A 16,538-nucleotide genomic window follows, 5' to 3' on the forward strand; every position below is an offset into this window, starting at 1 on the left:
ATAGTTTAAAGATTATTGGGATCATAATATGAGCCAGAGAGAAACGAAACCTTTTGATTACATCATTCATAACGTCAACATTGCGACGTTAGCCAACCAGTACACAAATAGCGATAATCCTTACGGCGTGATTGAGAACGGCTGTGTCGGTGTCAACGGCAGTGTCATTGGCTATCTTGGCGCATACGATCCTGAGCTCAAGGCAGATGAGTACATCGATGGTGAAGGTCAGTGGTTAACGCCTGGACTCATTGACTGTCATACTCACCTGGTTTATGGCGGTAATCGTGCCAACGAATTTGAAATGCGTTTAAATGGCGCAGCTTATGAAGATATTGCCAAAGCTGGGGGCGGCATCATTTCAACGGTAACAGCAACCCGCGCCGCCAGTGAAGATGAATTATTCAAAAGCGCCGCCAAAAGACTTAAAAGCTTTATGAAGGAAGGCGTCACGACTATCGAAATTAAATCAGGTTACGGTCTTGATACCCATAGTGAAATAAAAATGCTGAAAGTAGCCAAACGCCTGCAGCAAAAATTTCCCATCCGTGTCAGCACCACATTCTTAGGTGCTCATGCGCTCCCCCCTGAATATAAAAATAATGCAGATGCTTACATTGATTTAGTATGCAATGAGATGATCCCAAAGGTTGCCGAGTTAGGCCTGGCAGACTCGGTTGATGCTTTCTGTGAAAATATTGGTTTCAGTTATGAGCAAACCGAACGCGTTTTTAAAGCTGCACAACAACATGGCTTACCGGTTAAGTTGCACGCCGAACAGCTATCAGATCAATCCGGTGCAGGTTTAGCTGCAGAATATCAAGCACTGTCAGCCGATCACCTGGAGTACTTATCCGAAGAATCTATCAAGAAAATGGCCGACAACGGCACCGTTGCCGTATTGTTACCTGGTGCTTTTTATTTCTTGCGCGAGACCAAACTGCCACCCTTAGAAGCACTAAGAAAAGCCGGTGTACCGATAGCCCTGGCATCCGACAGTAACCCCGGCACGTCTCCGGCACAATCATTATTGCTGATGCTGAATATGGCCTGTACCTTGTTCCGCATGACGCCACTGGAGGCATTACAGGGTGTCACCATTCATGCAGCACAAGCGTTAGGCATCGAAAGACAGGCTGGCTCGATTGAAATTGGTAAGAAAGCAGAACTGGCCCTGTGGGACATCGAACATCCTAACCAGTTAAGCTACCAGCTGGGGGGAAGCTCACTGAGCAAAACCTTCAAACCATAAAAAAAGGCGCTTAAAGCGCCTTCTTTAATATCCAGGTATCAATTACTCAACCGTAATCGTTCCTTTCATGACGAAAGAGTGTCCCGGGAAGCTGCAGATGAATTCGTAGGTACCAGCTTCATCTATTTTGAAGCTAATACTGTCCGACTCACCGCCGCCAATCACTTTGGTATGAGCAATGACTTTGTCCGAGTTTTTAGGGATATAGTCATTATCTTTAGCCTTCTGAGCTTTCTGTGCAAACGCTTTAGTATCAGCACCTTTAGTAAGAATGACGACATTATGGCCCATCACGTTCTTACCCAACTTACCGGTATGATTTAGGGTCAGGTTAATATCTTCACCTGCGTTTACTTTGATATCAGTAACATCAAACTGCATCTGATCGTTTGCATTAATTGTAATATCTTTTGCAGCCAATGGCATTACTGCAAGCGTTAATACCAAAGATAATAGTGCCTTATACATAGAATCACCTTTACGTTGTTATAAACCTGCATTAATAATACTCCTTTTGTCTAAAATTTATACCTGTCAACGCAAATTTTCATCGTATATTTCGTATCGAAAAGCAATGCTTTGATTACTTTTCCTTATCCATAAATTGAACCAACTGAGCCAGTAACGACTGTAAAACCTTAGTTACGTCCGCGGCCTTCTCATGGTCGTAAAAACGCTCTTTTTCTTTTAAGTAGGTTGCTTGCGAAAGCTCCAACTGAACAGTATAAATATTATTGTCAGGGTCAGCATACTGGCGCGTAATATAGCCTCCTTTAAATCGACCATTAATAATTTTTGAGTAACCGTGGGTATCGAAGTTTTGTAGCAAGGAGCTTAATTCATGCTCAACAGTCTTCCCTTCGTTGGTGCCAAAATTAAAGTCCGGTAACTGCCCCTCAAAAAACCTTGGTACACGTGACTGAATAGTATGCGCTTCAAATAACAGGCAATAGCCAAACTTTGCTTTAGTGTGCTCAATTAACTGCTGCAGCTTGTCATGATACGGCTTCCAATACAGCTCGGTACGGCGCTTAACTTCAGTAGAGTCAGGTTCCTTGCCATCACCGTAGAGCGGTTCGGTATCAAACGTCGAAGTCGGACATAATTCGGTATTATCGGCCCCTTTGTATAAAACTTTGCCGCTAGAGTCACGGTTTAAGTCGATCAGATAGCGCGAATAGTTGGCATTCATTCGACTCACGCCTAAGGCATCTAAGAAATCGTATAACTGAACCAGATACCAATCTGTATCCGCGCTGTTAAGCGCTGCAGGAGTCATCTGCCTCAGCACATCATGAGGCATAAACTGGCCATGGTGTGGCATTGAAACGATCACTGGCGAGTCGTGGTCTACGAAGTCATAAACAGGAATCGCCTTGTCCGTCAAAACAAGACTGGCTCTATCCAGCGGCATAAGATCAGCCGCAACGTAACCTGTTCGAGCCAGGTCAGACTCAATCACTTTATCACTGTAATAATAACTCACCAGTTTCTTTGCATCATGAATCAGAAGCGGACACTTTTCCTCCACCACAGCCCATGACTCTGTGTTGAAATACCACTTGACCTGGTAGAGATAATCTAAAAAGAAATCCGTTAAGGTACGGTGGTACTTTTCTTCCGCCCCTAATGCGCTGGTTAGTTCAATCAGGTCTTTATGAAACTTTTCCCTGGCATCAGTGATGGATTTTCGACAAATATAATACCAGGCCACCTTTAAATGCGCTAAGTGATTGAATTCATCCGCTGATACTTGCTGTGTTTGGAACCGAGAGAATAAAGTTTCTGAGTTCATATGCTTAAACTACCTTCGTTTCTATATTTTTACTTGAAAAGTCTGCCGCTTTATTAGTATAGTTCAACTTGTATATACAACTTAGCATACAGGAAATTTTGCCAGGTTCAAGCCACGATAAGGACGTACCAACTTTGCAACTGAATAAGAAATGACAGAAGCGAACGCACGCCGCTATATGGTGGTTAAAAATTTTATTAAGCAGGGTATCGAAGATGGTAGCTGGAAGGAGCATAAACGCGTTCCTTCAGAAAACCAGCTGGTAGAAACCTGTAACGTCAGCCGCATGACGGCGCGTCGTGCCCTCGACGAATTAACGGAAGAAGGCATTCTATACCGGGTGCAAGGCCGTGGCACCTTTGTAGCTCCTAAGAAACTGCATTCCCCCATGCTTGAAATTCGCAACATTGCCGATGAAGTCAGTGAGAGGGGCCATAAATACTCCAATGAGTTAATTTTGTTGCAAAAGGAGCAATGCCCTAATCATCTGTTACATTACTTTGATTTAGATGAAGGCGATGATATATACCACTCCATCATGGTGCATAAGGAAGATAATAAGCCCATCCAAATCGAGCAACGTTATGTTAATCCGAAAGCGGCGCCCGATTACCTGAAACAGAACTTTAATGAAATGACACCTAACGTCTACCTGTCGGCTGTTGCACCGCTGACTCAGGCTGAGCATCAGATCGAAGCCAAAGAAGCCGATCCGTTTATGCGTGTCACACTCAAACTACAGGACAACGAACCAGTTCTGTCGATCGACCGCACCACATGGTCTAGAGATTTACTGGTCAGTTACTGTCAATTATTCCACCCTGCCAGCCGTTTTAAGCTGACAGGACGTTTTACCACAGAACATCAATTGACCGAGCTATAAGTTCGGACAATCAACAACATGAGAGAGGAATCAAAATGTCGGATACAAATTTTGAAAAGAAACGTTTTGATGCAGGTCGTGAAATCAGAGCACCTCACGGCACAGACTTAAATGCAAAGTCATGGCTAACCGAAGCACCACTTCGTATGCTGATGAATAACCTGGATCCGGACGTAGCCGAGCACCCACAGGGGCTTGTGGTCTATGGTGGTATCGGCCGTGCGGCACGTGACTGGGAATGTTACGACAAAATCGTTGAAAGCCTCAAAGAACTTAATGACGATGAAACCTTATTGGTTCAATCCGGTAAGCCTGTTGGTGTATTTAAAACTCATGCCGATGCACCTCGTGTCTTAATCGCTAACTCCAACCTGGTACCGCACTGGGCAAACTGGGAGCATTTTAACGAGCTCGATCGCAAAGGCTTGATGATGTACGGCCAGATGACTGCAGGTTCATGGATTTACATCGGCAGTCAGGGCATTGTCCAGGGGACATACGAAACCTTTGTTGAAGCGGGTCGCCAACACTTTGACGGTAATACAAAAGGTAAATGGATTTTAACCGGTGGTCTAGGCGGTATGGGTGGCGCTCAGCCACTGGCGGCAACCATGGCAGGCTACTGCATGATCGCTGTTGAGTGTGATGAAACTCGAATCGACTTCCGACTGCGCACAGGCTACGTTGATAAGAAAGCGAAAACAATCGATGAAGCTTTATCGATGTTGCAGGAAGCTTTAGATAAAGGCGAAGCGATTTCAATCGGCCTGTTAGGAAACGCAGCCGATGTGTTCCCTGAATTACAGCAGCGTGGCGTTAAACCAGACTTGGTAACAGATCAAACCTCTGCACATGATCCGGTTAACGGTTACCTTCCACAGGGCTGGACGGTTGAAGAATGGCGCGAAAAAGCACAGACAACCCCGGAAGAGGTCTCTAAGGCAGCTAAAAAGTCCATGGCCGTTCAAGTTAAGGCCATGGTTGAGTTTGCTCACGCGGGTATCCCTACTGTCGACTATGGTAACAATATCCGTCAGATGGCACTGGAAGAAGGCGTAGAAAATGCATTCGACTTTCCGGGCTTTGTACCCGCCTATATCCGCCCTCTTTTCTGCCGCGGTATCGGGCCGTTCCGCTGGGCCGCACTTTCTGGTGATCCGGAAGATATTTATAAAACCGATCAAAAAGTCAAAGAAATCATTGCTGACGATCCACACCTGCATAACTGGCTGGATATGGCGAGAGAACGAATCCAGTTCCAAGGCTTACCGTCACGTATCTGTTGGGTCGGTTTAGGACTACGCCATAAATTAGGCTTAGCCTTCAATGAAATGGTTAAAAATGGCGAGCTAAAGGCTCCCGTTGTTATTGGTCGAGATCACCTTGACTCAGGTTCTGTTGCCAGTCCAAACCGTGAAACAGAAGGCATGAAAGATGGTTCGGATGCCGTATCAGACTGGCCACTGCTTAACGCCATGCTAAACGTAGCAGGTGGTGCAACCTGGGTATCCCTGCACCACGGCGGAGGCGTTGGTATGGGCTTCTCACAACACTCAGGTGTAGTAATTTGCTGTGACGGTAGCGATGAGGCCGCTGAGCGTATTAACCGCGTACTGTTTAATGATCCAGCGACCGGTGTTATGCGCCACGCCGATGCAGGCTACGAAGCGGCAATCGAATGCGCTAAAGAGAACAACTTAAATCTTCCCATGGTGAAGTAAGAACTGACGAGACAGTTTACAAGCTGTTTTATCAATTATAGGGTTATTAATTTATGACAACATTTACGTTAACACCCGGCGAGCTGAGCCTCGCCGACTGTCGAGATATTTACTCGAAGCCTTGTCAGATCGAACTGAATGCTGACTATTATCCAGTCATTGATCGCTCGGCACAAACCGTTGCTGACGTGGTCGAAAATAATCAGACTGTTTATGGAATTAACACCGGCTTTGGTCTTCTAGCTTCAACGCGTATTCCTCGCGATAAACTGGAACTACTCCAGGAAAGCTTAGTGCTGTCGCACTCAGCAGGTATTGGCGAGCTACTACCTGACAATGTAGTGCGCTTATTGATGGTATTAAAACTGTCCAGCCTGTCACAGGGCCATTCTGGAGTTCGTCGTGAAACCGTTGACGCTTTAATCCAGCTGGTAAACCATGAAGTTTACCCGTGTATTCCTGAAAAAGGATCGGTTGGTGCCTCGGGTGACCTGGCCCCACTGGCACACATGAGCTGTACTTTGATTGGTGTCGGTGAAGTTCGTCATAACGGCAAAATCCTGAGCGCCGAAGAGGGCCTTAAGATTGCTGGTTTAAAACCAATGACGCTTGCCGCGAAGGAAGGTTTAGCGCTACTGAACGGGACACAATGTTCGACGGCTCTTGCTTTAGCCGGTTTATTCGGAGCAGAAAACAACTTCTCAGCGGCAATTGTTGCTGGTGGACTAACCGTAGACGCTGTACTCGGTTCAGTCGCGCCATTCGATGCTCGAATTCACAAAGTGCGCGGTCACGATGGGCAGAAAAAAGTCGCTTTATCACTGCTTAACTTAATTAAAGACAGTGAAATCAACAAGTCTCATGAAGACTGCGATAAAGTTCAGGATCCCTACTCGCTTCGTTGCCAACCACAGGTTATGGGTGCCGCTCTGGATCACATGCGCTTTGCCGCTTCAGTATTGTTGACTGAAGCAAACGCCGTTTCTGACAACCCTCTCGTATTCCCTGAAGATGGTGACATTATTTCTGGCGGCAACTTCCATGCCGAACCCGTTGCCATGTCTTCGGACTTACTGGCCGTGGTTATTTCTGAAGTTGGCGCCATTGTCGAGCGACGTATTGCATTGATGCTGGATAAGCACTTAAGTGGTCTTCCAGCATTTCTGGTTGAGGACAGCGGCGTTAACTCTGGCTTTATGATTGCTCAGGTTACAGCAGCAGCACTGGCTTCTGAAAATAAGACGTTGGCCCACCCTGCTTCGGTCGATAGTTTACCGACCTCTGCTAATCAGGAAGACCATGTCTCCATGGCCACTTTTGCCGCCCGTCGCTTACGCGATATGAATTTCAATACTGCGGGCGTTATTGCCGTTGAGTTATTAAGCGCGGCACAAGGCATCGACTTTAGAGCCCCATTGAAAACATCCAATACACTGCAAAAAGCTTACAATGCCATTCGTGAGAAAGTCCCATACTACGACAAAGATCGTCATTTTGGCCCTGACATCGAAGCCATTCGTGAGCTGATCGAAAGCGGCTTTTTTAATCAATTTACCAGAGAGCTAGAGCTTCCAAGTATCTAACTGCTCATTAGTAGCCTACGCAATAAAAAAGCACCTTCCGGTGCTTTTTTATTGCAGCAAAGACTTAAAAGGACTGTGTGGCGTAGTTAATAACTCTCTGAAGTCTTTCATGAGAGGCCCTACTTCTAGCCATTACAGCCAGGCCAAACTGTATCGTTAACAAAAAATCCGCTAACTCGTCTGGGGAAGCCGTTGAGTTTAACTCACCTTTTTTCAGCTCTTCCTGAAAAAAGCTCGCAAGCTCACTTCTCGAGTTATGATTTATGCTACGGACTTTCCTCATGGCCTCTTCAGGCAAACAGTCACTCTCGGCTTCACAAGTGCTAGTCATTACAAAGCACCCTTTAGGTAAATCCGAATCCAGCAACTTCTCTACTATTGACTCAAGATACAGGCGGACCCTTTGCTTTAAACCGAATTGTCTATCCAATAGCTTTGCTGCATGTGGCGAACCGTATTCACAAACATATTGCTCTAAAGCACTGATGAAAAGCTTTTCTTTATTGCCAAATGCGGTATATAAACTGGGCTTATTAATGCCCATTGCCGCAGTTAAATCACTCAATGATGTACCGCTATAGCCTTTTTGCCAAAAGACTTTCATAGCGCTCGCTAAAGCGTCGCTTTTCTCAAACGTTCTTTGCCTACCCACCATTGTACTACCCAATACTTTCGATACATTACTTGACATTATATACCGAGTGGTACAGTATGCAACACATGTACCGATCGGTACAAATTGCTAGTGTGAACCTAAGGAGTTAAAAGTGAGTAATTTAATCAACAAAAATGTAGTAATAACTGGCGGAAATAGCGGCATCGGTTATGCAACGGCAAAAAAATTCAAGCAAAAAGGGGCTAATGTGATTATTACCGGTCGTAATAAAACCGCAGTAGCAAAAGCTGCCACTGAACTTGACGTAGAAGGTATTGTGGCAGATCAAGCAAATACAGATGATACCCACAACCTGGTTGATACAGTTAAAGAGAAGTTTGGAAGTGTCGATGTGCTATTCATTAATGCAGGAGTCGTTAAATTTGCACCCGTAGAGGAAATGGATGAAGCACAATTTGATGACATTATGAATATTAACTTCAAAGGAGCCTTTTTCACCCTACAGAAGTTTATCCCAATTCTAAGTAAAGGCTCATCTGTTATTAATCTTTCCTCAATCAATGCTTATACAGGAATGCCTAATACCGCTGTTTACGCAGCTAGTAAAGCCGCTTTAAACGCACTAACCCGAACAGCAGCTTACGAACTTGCCCCTCAGGAAATCAGGGTAAACTCTGTCAATCCAGGACCTGTTAATACGGCTATTTTTGGAAAATTAGGGATGCCTGAAGAAGCATTTAATGAGTTTGCCGGTGTCGTACAGGAACGCATTCCCATGAAGCGATTCGGCGAGCCTAAGGATATTGCTAATTTGGTAGCATTTCTAGCATCAGATGAAGCCAGTTTTATCACGGGTGCGGAATATAATATTGACGGTGGTATTAATGTGAATCCTATCCTTCAGTAGTGTGAAATACAGGGTCACCTGAGAGCTCGACACTCTCTGGATCGCCCAGAGAGTGTCGGATAAGGAAACCGATACTACAGAAACTAAGTGTTCAAACTACATGCCTAAAGAGATTTCAGCGATACGCCGACGCGCTTTACGCAGATGAGTAGTAAACTCTTGCTTTTTAAGAAGGTGTTTATAACTCTCAGACTGATACAGATGATTCACTAACTGCTTTTGGCGTTTATACTCATCAGGCATATAATCGACCCCAACTTTACACCAGGCCATGCCTTTTAAGCGGAGTTGCTCCGGATGCCCCTTGCCCTGAACAAACTTACAGATAGAGACAATTTTATCAGCCATTTGAGAATCAATATCTAAAACTTCTGCTTTTGTTACACTCGCTCCGACCAGAAGCAATATCCCAGTGAGGATTGGTTTCTTCATTTTCCTTTACTCTAACGCTATATGGTTAATAACAATAAGAGCTGAAACCCGATCCCAAGTTATTTTTTACTTCCTGTAATTAAGGTTTAACAGCTATATCAAACTTAACTTCTACTTCGTGCCTGACCCAGTCGGGGTTCTTCCAAGAACCAAGTCCAAGTTCAAAGTCAAGCCGGTTTATTGTAAGTTTGCCACTAAGCTGCAACAAGTCGACCAGTTCACGAATTTCTATTCTAAAGCTGTATGGTCTTGTTATTTCTTTAATTTTTAACTCACCTGCCAGCTCATAAGTGTCGTCAGAAACAGCCTTTATTGATGTCGACTTAAAGTAACTTCTAGGTGTATTTTGCACGTCAAACCAGTTGTTTTTTTTGAGCATTGAGTCACGTTTTGAACTACCGCTTTCTACCGAGGCTAAATCAACAGTAACGTTGATCTTACTTTGTTCAAGATTGTTATTGTCAAAATCAGCATTGACCTCAAAGCTTTCAAAGTGCCCCGTAAATGTATTCTTCTTATTTTGTACGCCACTGAACTGGATGTAACTGTCATCCGCCAATTTTGTATACTCTTTAGCACCAGCCATTAATGACAAGCCCATTAATAAAATACCTAAACTTAATTTATTTTTGTAAAACATAGCTATCATTACCTTAAGAATTTTGTCTTAAATAACCCTTTTGAGTTACTCTGACGTTTATAGAGGCATAACTGTGAAAATACAAGGAAACCCTTATGCGTAATAAACATAACTTACATAGCATTCTGACATTACTGATTGCATCAACATTATCCGGAGTTACGACAATGGCAAATAGCAAAGAGGCTATCACGATTTACAGTAGCGCACAGCCTGGTTCTATTTCCCCTAACAGTTACCGGCCAGTTCCGGGGCAACATTTTGGCAATTATAAGGTCCCAGGCTACGCTGTCATTAAAACCACGCAGCAACATAATATTAAAAAAGGTCGAAATCAACTAGAGATCAATAACGTTGCTGCCCTACTCGACCCTACTACCGTATCATTCCGCTCCTTAACCGATCCTGAAGCCCATGTTCTCGAGCAAAACTACCAATTTGACCTGGTTAGTCAGCAAAAATTACTACAACGCTACCTGGGTAAAACCATTCTAGTCGAACAGGTGCAAGGTAATGACACCAACACCATTGAGGGTGAATTAATCAGTGCAGCTGGTGGTCTGGTACTAGAGGATAAACGTGGTAATGTTCATAGCATTAATAACTACAGTAACATTAAGTTTCCACAGCTTCCCGGTGGTCTGAGAACCAAGCCAACGTTAGTCTGGGACTTGAATGCTACGAGACCTGGAAAGCACGACATTGAGCTAAGCTACCAAACCGAAGGCATGACTTGGTGGTCGGATTATAACGTTACCTACAGCGAAGACAACAACTGTCAGCTGGACCTGTCGGCCTGGGTCAGCATCATTAACCAGTCTGGTGCCAGTTATAACGATGCTAAATTGAAATTAATCGCCGGAGACGTTAATCGTGCGCAGCCGCCTTCTGCGGTGAGACGTAATCAAGTGGTATATGAAAAAGCAGCCATGGCTGATGGTGCAGGATTTGAGGAGAAATCTTTCTTTGAATACCATCTTTACACCCTGGGTCGTCCTGCGACACTTCCCGATAACTCAACTAAACAGCTTGAGCTATTCCCGGCTGTCAAGGCTATCGATTGTAATAAAGAGCTCGTGTTTGATGCCTCCAGCCAATACGGCTATGGTGGATTAAATACCAACCAAAACTATGGTCGAAACACTCAGAGCGACGTGAATGTCTATCTACGCTTTAATAACAGCGAAGATAACAATATGGGGATGCCACTGCCAGCTGGCCGTATCCGTGTTAACCAGAAGGACACTGATGGAAGCTTGGAGTTTATCGGCGAAGATATTATTGATCATACTCCGAAGGACGAAGATGTATTGATCAAAATGGGTAATGCATTCGATATTAAGGGCGAGCGCAAACAGATCGATTACCGGGTTAATACCAAGGCTCGTACCATGAGCGAGAGCTTTGAAATCACCTTAAAAAACCATAAGGCAGAAGATGCCAAAGTGGTTATTCGAGAAACTCTGTATCGCTGGTCACAATGGGAAATTGGCCGCAAATCCCATGACTTTACCAAACAGGATGCAAGACACATTCACTTTGATGTCAAGGTTCCTGCCAACGGTGAGGTTACGGTCAACTACACCGTTAACTACTCCTGGTAAGTAATCGAAGCTTAAAACAATAAAGCCGCAGCTCTCGCCGCGGCTTTTTTACAACAGCAAACTTACTCAGTTTTGGTTTTATCGCCCGCTTTGATAATCGACATTTTATCCAAGCTGAAGTGGCGACGGAAAGCACCATTAACATCATCTAATGTCAGGGACTTAAGAGCCTGCTCAAAATCTTTATCCCAGGCCATTGAACGTTGCAAGTCAAGGTTGCCAGCTAAAGTACCGACTAAACGGTTATCTTTAGCACGATCAATACGGCGATTTTGCAGCATACCTTTTACCGCATCATCCAGCTCTTTCTGAGTAAAGCCATCTTTAATAACTTTTTCAAATTCTTCTTTATAGCCTTGCTCTACTTTCGCCAGATTCTCTGGTGCACAAATCGCATAAGCACCGAATGTAGCCTTATCATCATAAGAACTGGCATTAAAGAATGAGCCAGCACCGTAACTTAGACCGTCTTTTTGACGCAGACGAGTTGCTAAACGGCTATTCAGGAAGCCACCGCCAAAAATCTGATTAGCTACAACCAATGCAGGATAGTCCGGATGGCTGTCGCTGACAGCAACCTGAGTCATGGCACCAAAGGCAGCGCCCGCTTTATCGGGAGTATTGACAAACTTATTGATAGACTCAACGTCAGAAGCCGAGGTCTTAATACGTTCAAAGCTAACCCTGGAGCTCCAGTTACCCAACGTTTCCTCCAGTAATTCCTGCATTTCAATTTGCTCAAAATCACCGACTAAAGCGATGTCAGCATCTTGTGCACCCATGAAGTTTTTATGGAATGCTTTCAACTGCTCAGGTGTCGCCTTCTCGATCTCTGCAATTTTCTCATCAATACTCATACTGTAGAAAGGATGAGACTTATCATAAGGGTTTAGATGGCGGCTTAATTGCAAAAACACTTGCGTCGTCGGCTGTTGCTTTTGCTGCTCTAAAGAAACGATACGCTCACGTTTTAAAACTTCCAGCTCTTCTTTGCTGAAGCGCGGGTTCTTTAGAACGTCTTCAACCAGATGAATGACTTCATCCAGATTTTCTTTTTTAGTTTCAATACGTGCGGTAACACTGGTTGAACCGCCGCTAACGCTAACATTTGCCTTTAAGCGATCGAACTCAGCCTGCAGTTCTTCACGACTCAATTCTTTCGTACCACGATCCAGCATGCCCGCTGTTAAAGACGGTATAACACCACTGTTTCGCAGGTCTTTCAAATTACCCAAATCTAAGTGGATTTGAGCAACAACGGATTCCCCACGGGTTTTCTTTGGCAAATAAACAACTTTCGCGCCATTACTTAAGGTAGCATCGGCTGTACGTTTATCAATGTTATCGTGTGATGGATCGAAGTCTTCACCCTGTGCCACTGCTTTGCGTCCCTTATACCCTTCAAGCATGGCATCGATTTCTTCGTCATCCAGACGTACAATTGAGTCAGCACGATCAGGCTTTTGCTCTGGCAGGAATAATCCAAGTGTACGGTTGTCGTTAACCAGATATTCTTCCGCTGCAGCTTGAACATCTTCGACCGTTACTTGCTCCAGACGATCACGGTTTAAGAACAACAACCTCCAGTCGCCCATACCGATCCACTCAGTCAGCTCTAAAGCAATGCTTTGTGAAGAGTTAAAGCTAAGCTCAACCTGTTTTAAAATCTTGGCTTTAGCCTGTTTCACTTCTTTTTCGGTAATCGGATTATTCTTTATGTCCTCTAATGTTCTCAGTAGTGCAGCTTCAGTTTTCTCAATATCTTTATCTTTAGCGACCTGCGCACCAAACAGTAACGCACCTGGCTCGCCTAGCTGGAACGGAAAACCAAAAGTTGAAGCCGCTAATTTATTCTTTACAAGTTCACCATGTAAGCGGCCTGTTTTACTATCACCTAAAATCTGATTAAGCACCTGAACTGCCGCAAACTGTTCTGATGGCCCTGCTGGCGTTTTATATAGAACACCAACCATTTGCACATCACCCGGGCGACGAACGATTACTCGGCGCTCACCATCTTGAGTCGGCTCTTCAGTATATAATTCAGGGATCACACGTTTTGGTTTTGGAATATCACCAAACTCGTCTTCAATTAAATTGATAATGTTATCTTCATCAATTTTACCCGACACAATTAGCGTGGCATTGTCGGGCTGATAATACTTTCGGTAGAAAGCCTGTAGATTGGTGATATCAACGTTTTCCAGATCTGAGCGAGCGCCGATTGTAGACTTGCCATAGTTGTGCCAATCATAAGCTGTTGACATCAGGCGCTGCAGTAAAACACGGAAAGGGCTATTTTCACCGTTTTCAAGCTCATTTCGAACTACCGTCATTTCACTGTCTAAATCTTTCTTGGCAATGAAGGAATTGATCATTCGATCCGCTTCTAAATCCAGTGCCCACTCAATATTTTCAGGCGTTGCAGAGAAGGTTTCAAAATAATTGGTACGATCATACCAGGTGGTACCATTTGGCTCTGCACCGTGATCGGTTAACTCTTTAGGAATATCCTTATGGTCGGGAGTCCCTTTAAAAACCAAGTGCTCCAATAAGTGTGCCATACCAGTCTCACCATAGTTTTCATGCTTAGAGCCGACGTGATAAGTCACATTAACAGTCACCGTTTCCTGGGTCGGATCTGGAAACAATAAGACTTGTAAGCCATTGTCTAAACGATATTCAGTAATACCTTCCACTGAAGTAACTTTTTCGATGCCTTCAGGTAGTGCTGCATAACTCGCCCCCATGCCGGTGGCTAAAGCGATGGCTAAAAAGGTTTTCTTAAATTTTAAGACCATAGATATCCCTCTATTTATCTGAGTTCTTTACTTTCTGTAGAGTCAATAATAATTATTCAACAATACAACTGATGAAATCATTGCTTCATCAAAGTTTCGCAATAAAGCAGTATCGTATAAAGCTTTGTAACAGTATAGGTAGGAAATGTTAATAAATATGACAGAAATAACAAAATGTTGCATGAAAGCGATTCAGAAAGGCATAAAAAAACCGCAAACCAAATGGCTTGCGGTTTTAAAGAACAACAAAACTATATATTACCAGCCTGTAATTTCTTTCATTGCTGAGCCGATTTCAGCTAAAGAGCGCACGGTTTTAACACCGGCATCTTCCAGTGCAGCAAATTTCTCAGCCGCTGTACCTTTACCGCCAGCAATAATGGCACCAGCATGGCCCATACGTTTGCCTGGAGGTGCTGTAACACCAGCAATATAAGAAACCACTGGCTTAGTGACGTTTTCTTTAATGTAAGCCGCCGCTTCTTCTTCTGCAGAACCGCCGATTTCACCAATCATAACGATCGCTTCAGTCGCAGGATCTTTTTCAAACATTTCAAGAATGTCGATGAAGTTTGAGCCAGGGATTGGGTCACCGCCGATACCAACACAGGTTGACTGACCAAAACCATGATCTGTCGTTTGCTTAACCGCTTCATAGGTCAAAGTACCAGAACGGGAAACGATACCGACTTTACCTGGCTTATGGATATGACCCGGCATAATACCGATCTTGCTTTCACCTGGAGTGATAACACCCGGACAGTTAGGGCCAATTAGACGAACGCCCAATTGATCACAAACGATCTTAGCGTCCAACATATCAAGCGTTGGAATACCTTCTGTAATACAGATAACCAACTTGATACCAGCGTTAGCCGCTTCCAAAATAGAGTCTTTACAGAAAGGCGCAGGTACATAGATAACCGATGCTTCTGCACCAGTTTCTTCAACTGCTTCGGAAACAGTGTTAAATACAGGTAGGCCTAAGTGAGTTTGACCGCCTTTTCCCGGAGTCACACCACCAACCATATTCGTGCCGTATTCAATCGCCTGCTCAGTATGGAAAGTACCTTGTGAGCCAGTGATACCCTGACAAATAACTTTCGTGTCTTTATTAAGTAAAATACTCATTATTTGCCCTCCGCTGCAGCAACAACTTTCTTCGCTGCGTCAGTTAAGCTTTCCGCCGCAATGATATTTAAGCCTGATTCAGCAAGTACTTTTGTGCCCAGTTCAGCATTATTTCCTTCCAGGCGAACGACCACAGGGTCTTCAATACCGACGTCTTTAACGGCACCGATAATACCTTCCGCAATCAAATCACAACGAACGATACCACCGAAAATGTTTACCAGAACGGCTTTAACATTGTCGTCTGACAAAATAATCTTGAATGCTTCTGTTACACGCTCTTTTGTCGCACCACCACCAACGTCAAGGAAGTTCGCAGGCTCGCCACCGTGTAATTTAATGATATCCATCGTGCCCATCGCAAGACCGGCACCATTCACCATACAGCCAATATTGCCATCCAGAGCAACATAGTTAAGCTCAAATTTAGCAGCATGAGCTTCACGCTCGTCTTCTTGCGATGGATCGTGCATTTCAGCCAGTTTGTTATGACGGTATAAGGCATTACCATCAATGTTGATCTTAGAATCAAGGCAGTGCAAATCACCGTCTTCTTTAATCACTAGTGGGTTGATTTCAAGAAGCGCTAAATCTTTCTCAACAAACATTTTAGCAAGCTGGATGAAGATGTGAGTAAACTGCTTTACCTGCTTACCTTCCAGACCAAGCTTAAATGCCAACTCACGTCCTTGATATGGTTGAGGGCCAACTAATGGATCAACAGTAGCTTTAAGAATCTTCTCAGGAGTTTCTTCAGCTACTTTCTCAATCTCAACACCACCTTCAGTCGAGGCCATAAAGACAACACGACGAGAAGAGCGATCAATAACGGCACCCAAGTAAAGCTCTTGCCCGATATCAGTGCAAGACTCAACCAAGATTTTACTCACTGGCTGACCGTTAGCATCCGTCTGATAAGTGACTAAGTTTTTGCCTAACCACTGCTTAGCAAACTCTTTCACTTCATCTTTAGTTTTAACAAGCTTAACACCGCCCGCTTTACCACGACCGCCTGCGTGCACCTGAGCTTTAACAACCCACATGTCACCACCGATACGGCCAGCAGCTTCGAAAGCTGACTGAGGATTATCAACAGCATAACCTTCAGATACTGGTAAACCGTATTCACGGAATAATTGTTTACCTTGATACTCGTGTAGGTTCATTTGATGT

Annotated in this window: 14 protein-coding genes; 6 read left to right on the forward strand and 8 right to left on the reverse strand. The window is 44.2% G+C overall.

The genetic code is table 11. From position 1 onward, the window contains the following. Positions 1–28: 28 nt before the first annotated feature. Positions 29–1,252 carry an imidazolonepropionase gene (hutI, locus tag H7708_RS02975; protein ID WP_223668984.1) on the forward strand — a complete coding sequence of 408 codons (1,224 nt, stop codon included), beginning with the start codon at positions 29–31 and terminating at the stop codon, positions 1,250–1,252. A gap of 42 nt (positions 1,253–1,294) precedes the next feature. Here hutI and azu read toward each other — a convergent pair whose 3' ends face one another. Together azu and hutG are read right to left on the reverse strand one after the other, a co-directional pair. Beyond that, positions 1,295–1,720: an azurin gene (gene azu / locus H7708_RS02980; RefSeq protein WP_223668985.1), complete on the reverse strand. Its 426-nt coding sequence runs from the start codon at positions 1,718–1,720 to the stop codon at positions 1,295–1,297. Between the two features lie 115 nt (positions 1,721–1,835). After that, positions 1,836–3,047 carry an N-formylglutamate deformylase gene (gene hutG / locus H7708_RS02985; RefSeq protein ID WP_223668986.1) on the reverse strand — a complete coding sequence of 404 codons (1,212 nt, stop codon included), beginning with the start codon at positions 3,045–3,047 and terminating at the stop codon, positions 1,836–1,838. Between the two features lie 151 nt (positions 3,048–3,198). Between hutG and hutC the strand changes: the two genes are divergently transcribed. The 3 genes from hutC to hutH are packed head-to-tail and all read left to right on the forward strand — an operon-like array spanning position 3,199 to position 7,234. Further along, positions 3,199–3,930: a histidine utilization repressor gene (gene hutC, locus H7708_RS02990; protein WP_223668987.1), complete on the forward strand. Its 732-nt coding sequence runs from the start codon at positions 3,199–3,201 to the stop codon at positions 3,928–3,930. Positions 3,931–3,965: 35 nt separating this feature from the next. Next, complete coding sequence (hutU, locus tag H7708_RS02995) at positions 3,966–5,651, forward strand: urocanate hydratase (protein WP_223668988.1); 1,686 nt, start codon at positions 3,966–3,968, stop codon at positions 5,649–5,651. 53 nt (positions 5,652–5,704) lie between these two features. After that, complete coding sequence (gene hutH / locus H7708_RS03000; protein ID WP_223668989.1) at positions 5,705–7,234, forward strand: histidine ammonia-lyase; 1,530 nt, start codon at positions 5,705–5,707, stop codon at positions 7,232–7,234. A gap of 64 nt (positions 7,235–7,298) precedes the next feature. Here hutH and H7708_RS03005 read toward each other — a convergent pair whose 3' ends face one another. After that, positions 7,299–7,925: a TetR/AcrR family transcriptional regulator gene (locus tag H7708_RS03005; protein WP_223668990.1), complete on the reverse strand. Its 627-nt coding sequence runs from the start codon at positions 7,923–7,925 to the stop codon at positions 7,299–7,301. 76 nt (positions 7,926–8,001) lie between these two features. On the opposite strand from H7708_RS03005, the gene H7708_RS03010 reads away from it, so the two are divergent. Then, a complete protein-coding gene (locus tag H7708_RS03010) occupies positions 8,002–8,757 on the forward strand; it encodes an SDR family oxidoreductase (protein WP_223668991.1) in 756 nt (251 codons plus the stop codon). Between the two features lie 96 nt (positions 8,758–8,853). Here the strand turns inward: H7708_RS03010 and H7708_RS03015 are convergent, their stop codons facing one another. Both H7708_RS03015 and H7708_RS03020 read right to left on the reverse strand, forming a co-directional pair. Then, a complete protein-coding gene (locus H7708_RS03015) occupies positions 8,854–9,189 on the reverse strand; it encodes a hypothetical protein (protein ID WP_223668992.1) in 336 nt (111 codons plus the stop codon). 79 nt (positions 9,190–9,268) lie between these two features. Continuing rightward, positions 9,269–9,829 (reverse strand): YceI family protein, encoded by a 561-nt coding sequence (locus H7708_RS03020; protein ID WP_223668993.1) that lies wholly within the window; start codon positions 9,827–9,829, stop codon positions 9,269–9,271. Positions 9,830–9,924: 95 nt separating this feature from the next. On the opposite strand from H7708_RS03020, the gene H7708_RS03025 reads away from it, so the two are divergent. Continuing rightward, on the forward strand, positions 9,925–11,433 hold the full coding sequence (locus H7708_RS03025) for a DUF4139 domain-containing protein (protein WP_223668994.1): 1,509 nt from the start codon (positions 9,925–9,927) through the stop codon (positions 11,431–11,433). A gap of 62 nt (positions 11,434–11,495) precedes the next feature. Here H7708_RS03025 and H7708_RS03030 read toward each other — a convergent pair whose 3' ends face one another. From H7708_RS03030 to sucC, 3 genes are all read right to left on the reverse strand, one after another. After that, on the reverse strand, positions 11,496–14,234 hold the full coding sequence (locus tag H7708_RS03030) for a M16 family metallopeptidase (RefSeq protein WP_223668995.1): 2,739 nt from the start codon (positions 14,232–14,234) through the stop codon (positions 11,496–11,498). A 258-nt stretch (positions 14,235–14,492) separates the two neighbouring features. Beyond that, on the reverse strand, positions 14,493–15,365 hold the full coding sequence (sucD, locus tag H7708_RS03035) for a succinate--CoA ligase subunit alpha (protein WP_223668996.1): 873 nt from the start codon (positions 15,363–15,365) through the stop codon (positions 14,493–14,495). Continuing rightward, a complete protein-coding gene (gene sucC / locus H7708_RS03040; RefSeq protein WP_223668997.1) occupies positions 15,365–16,531 on the reverse strand; it encodes an ADP-forming succinate--CoA ligase subunit beta in 1,167 nt (388 codons plus the stop codon). The genes sucD and sucC overlap by 1 nt, the downstream gene beginning before the upstream one ends. Between the last annotated feature and the right edge of the window lie 7 nt (positions 16,532–16,538).

This window comes from Kangiella shandongensis (genome assembly GCF_020005365.1).
Lineage (GTDB): Bacteria > Pseudomonadota > Gammaproteobacteria > Enterobacterales > Kangiellaceae > Kangiella > Kangiella shandongensis.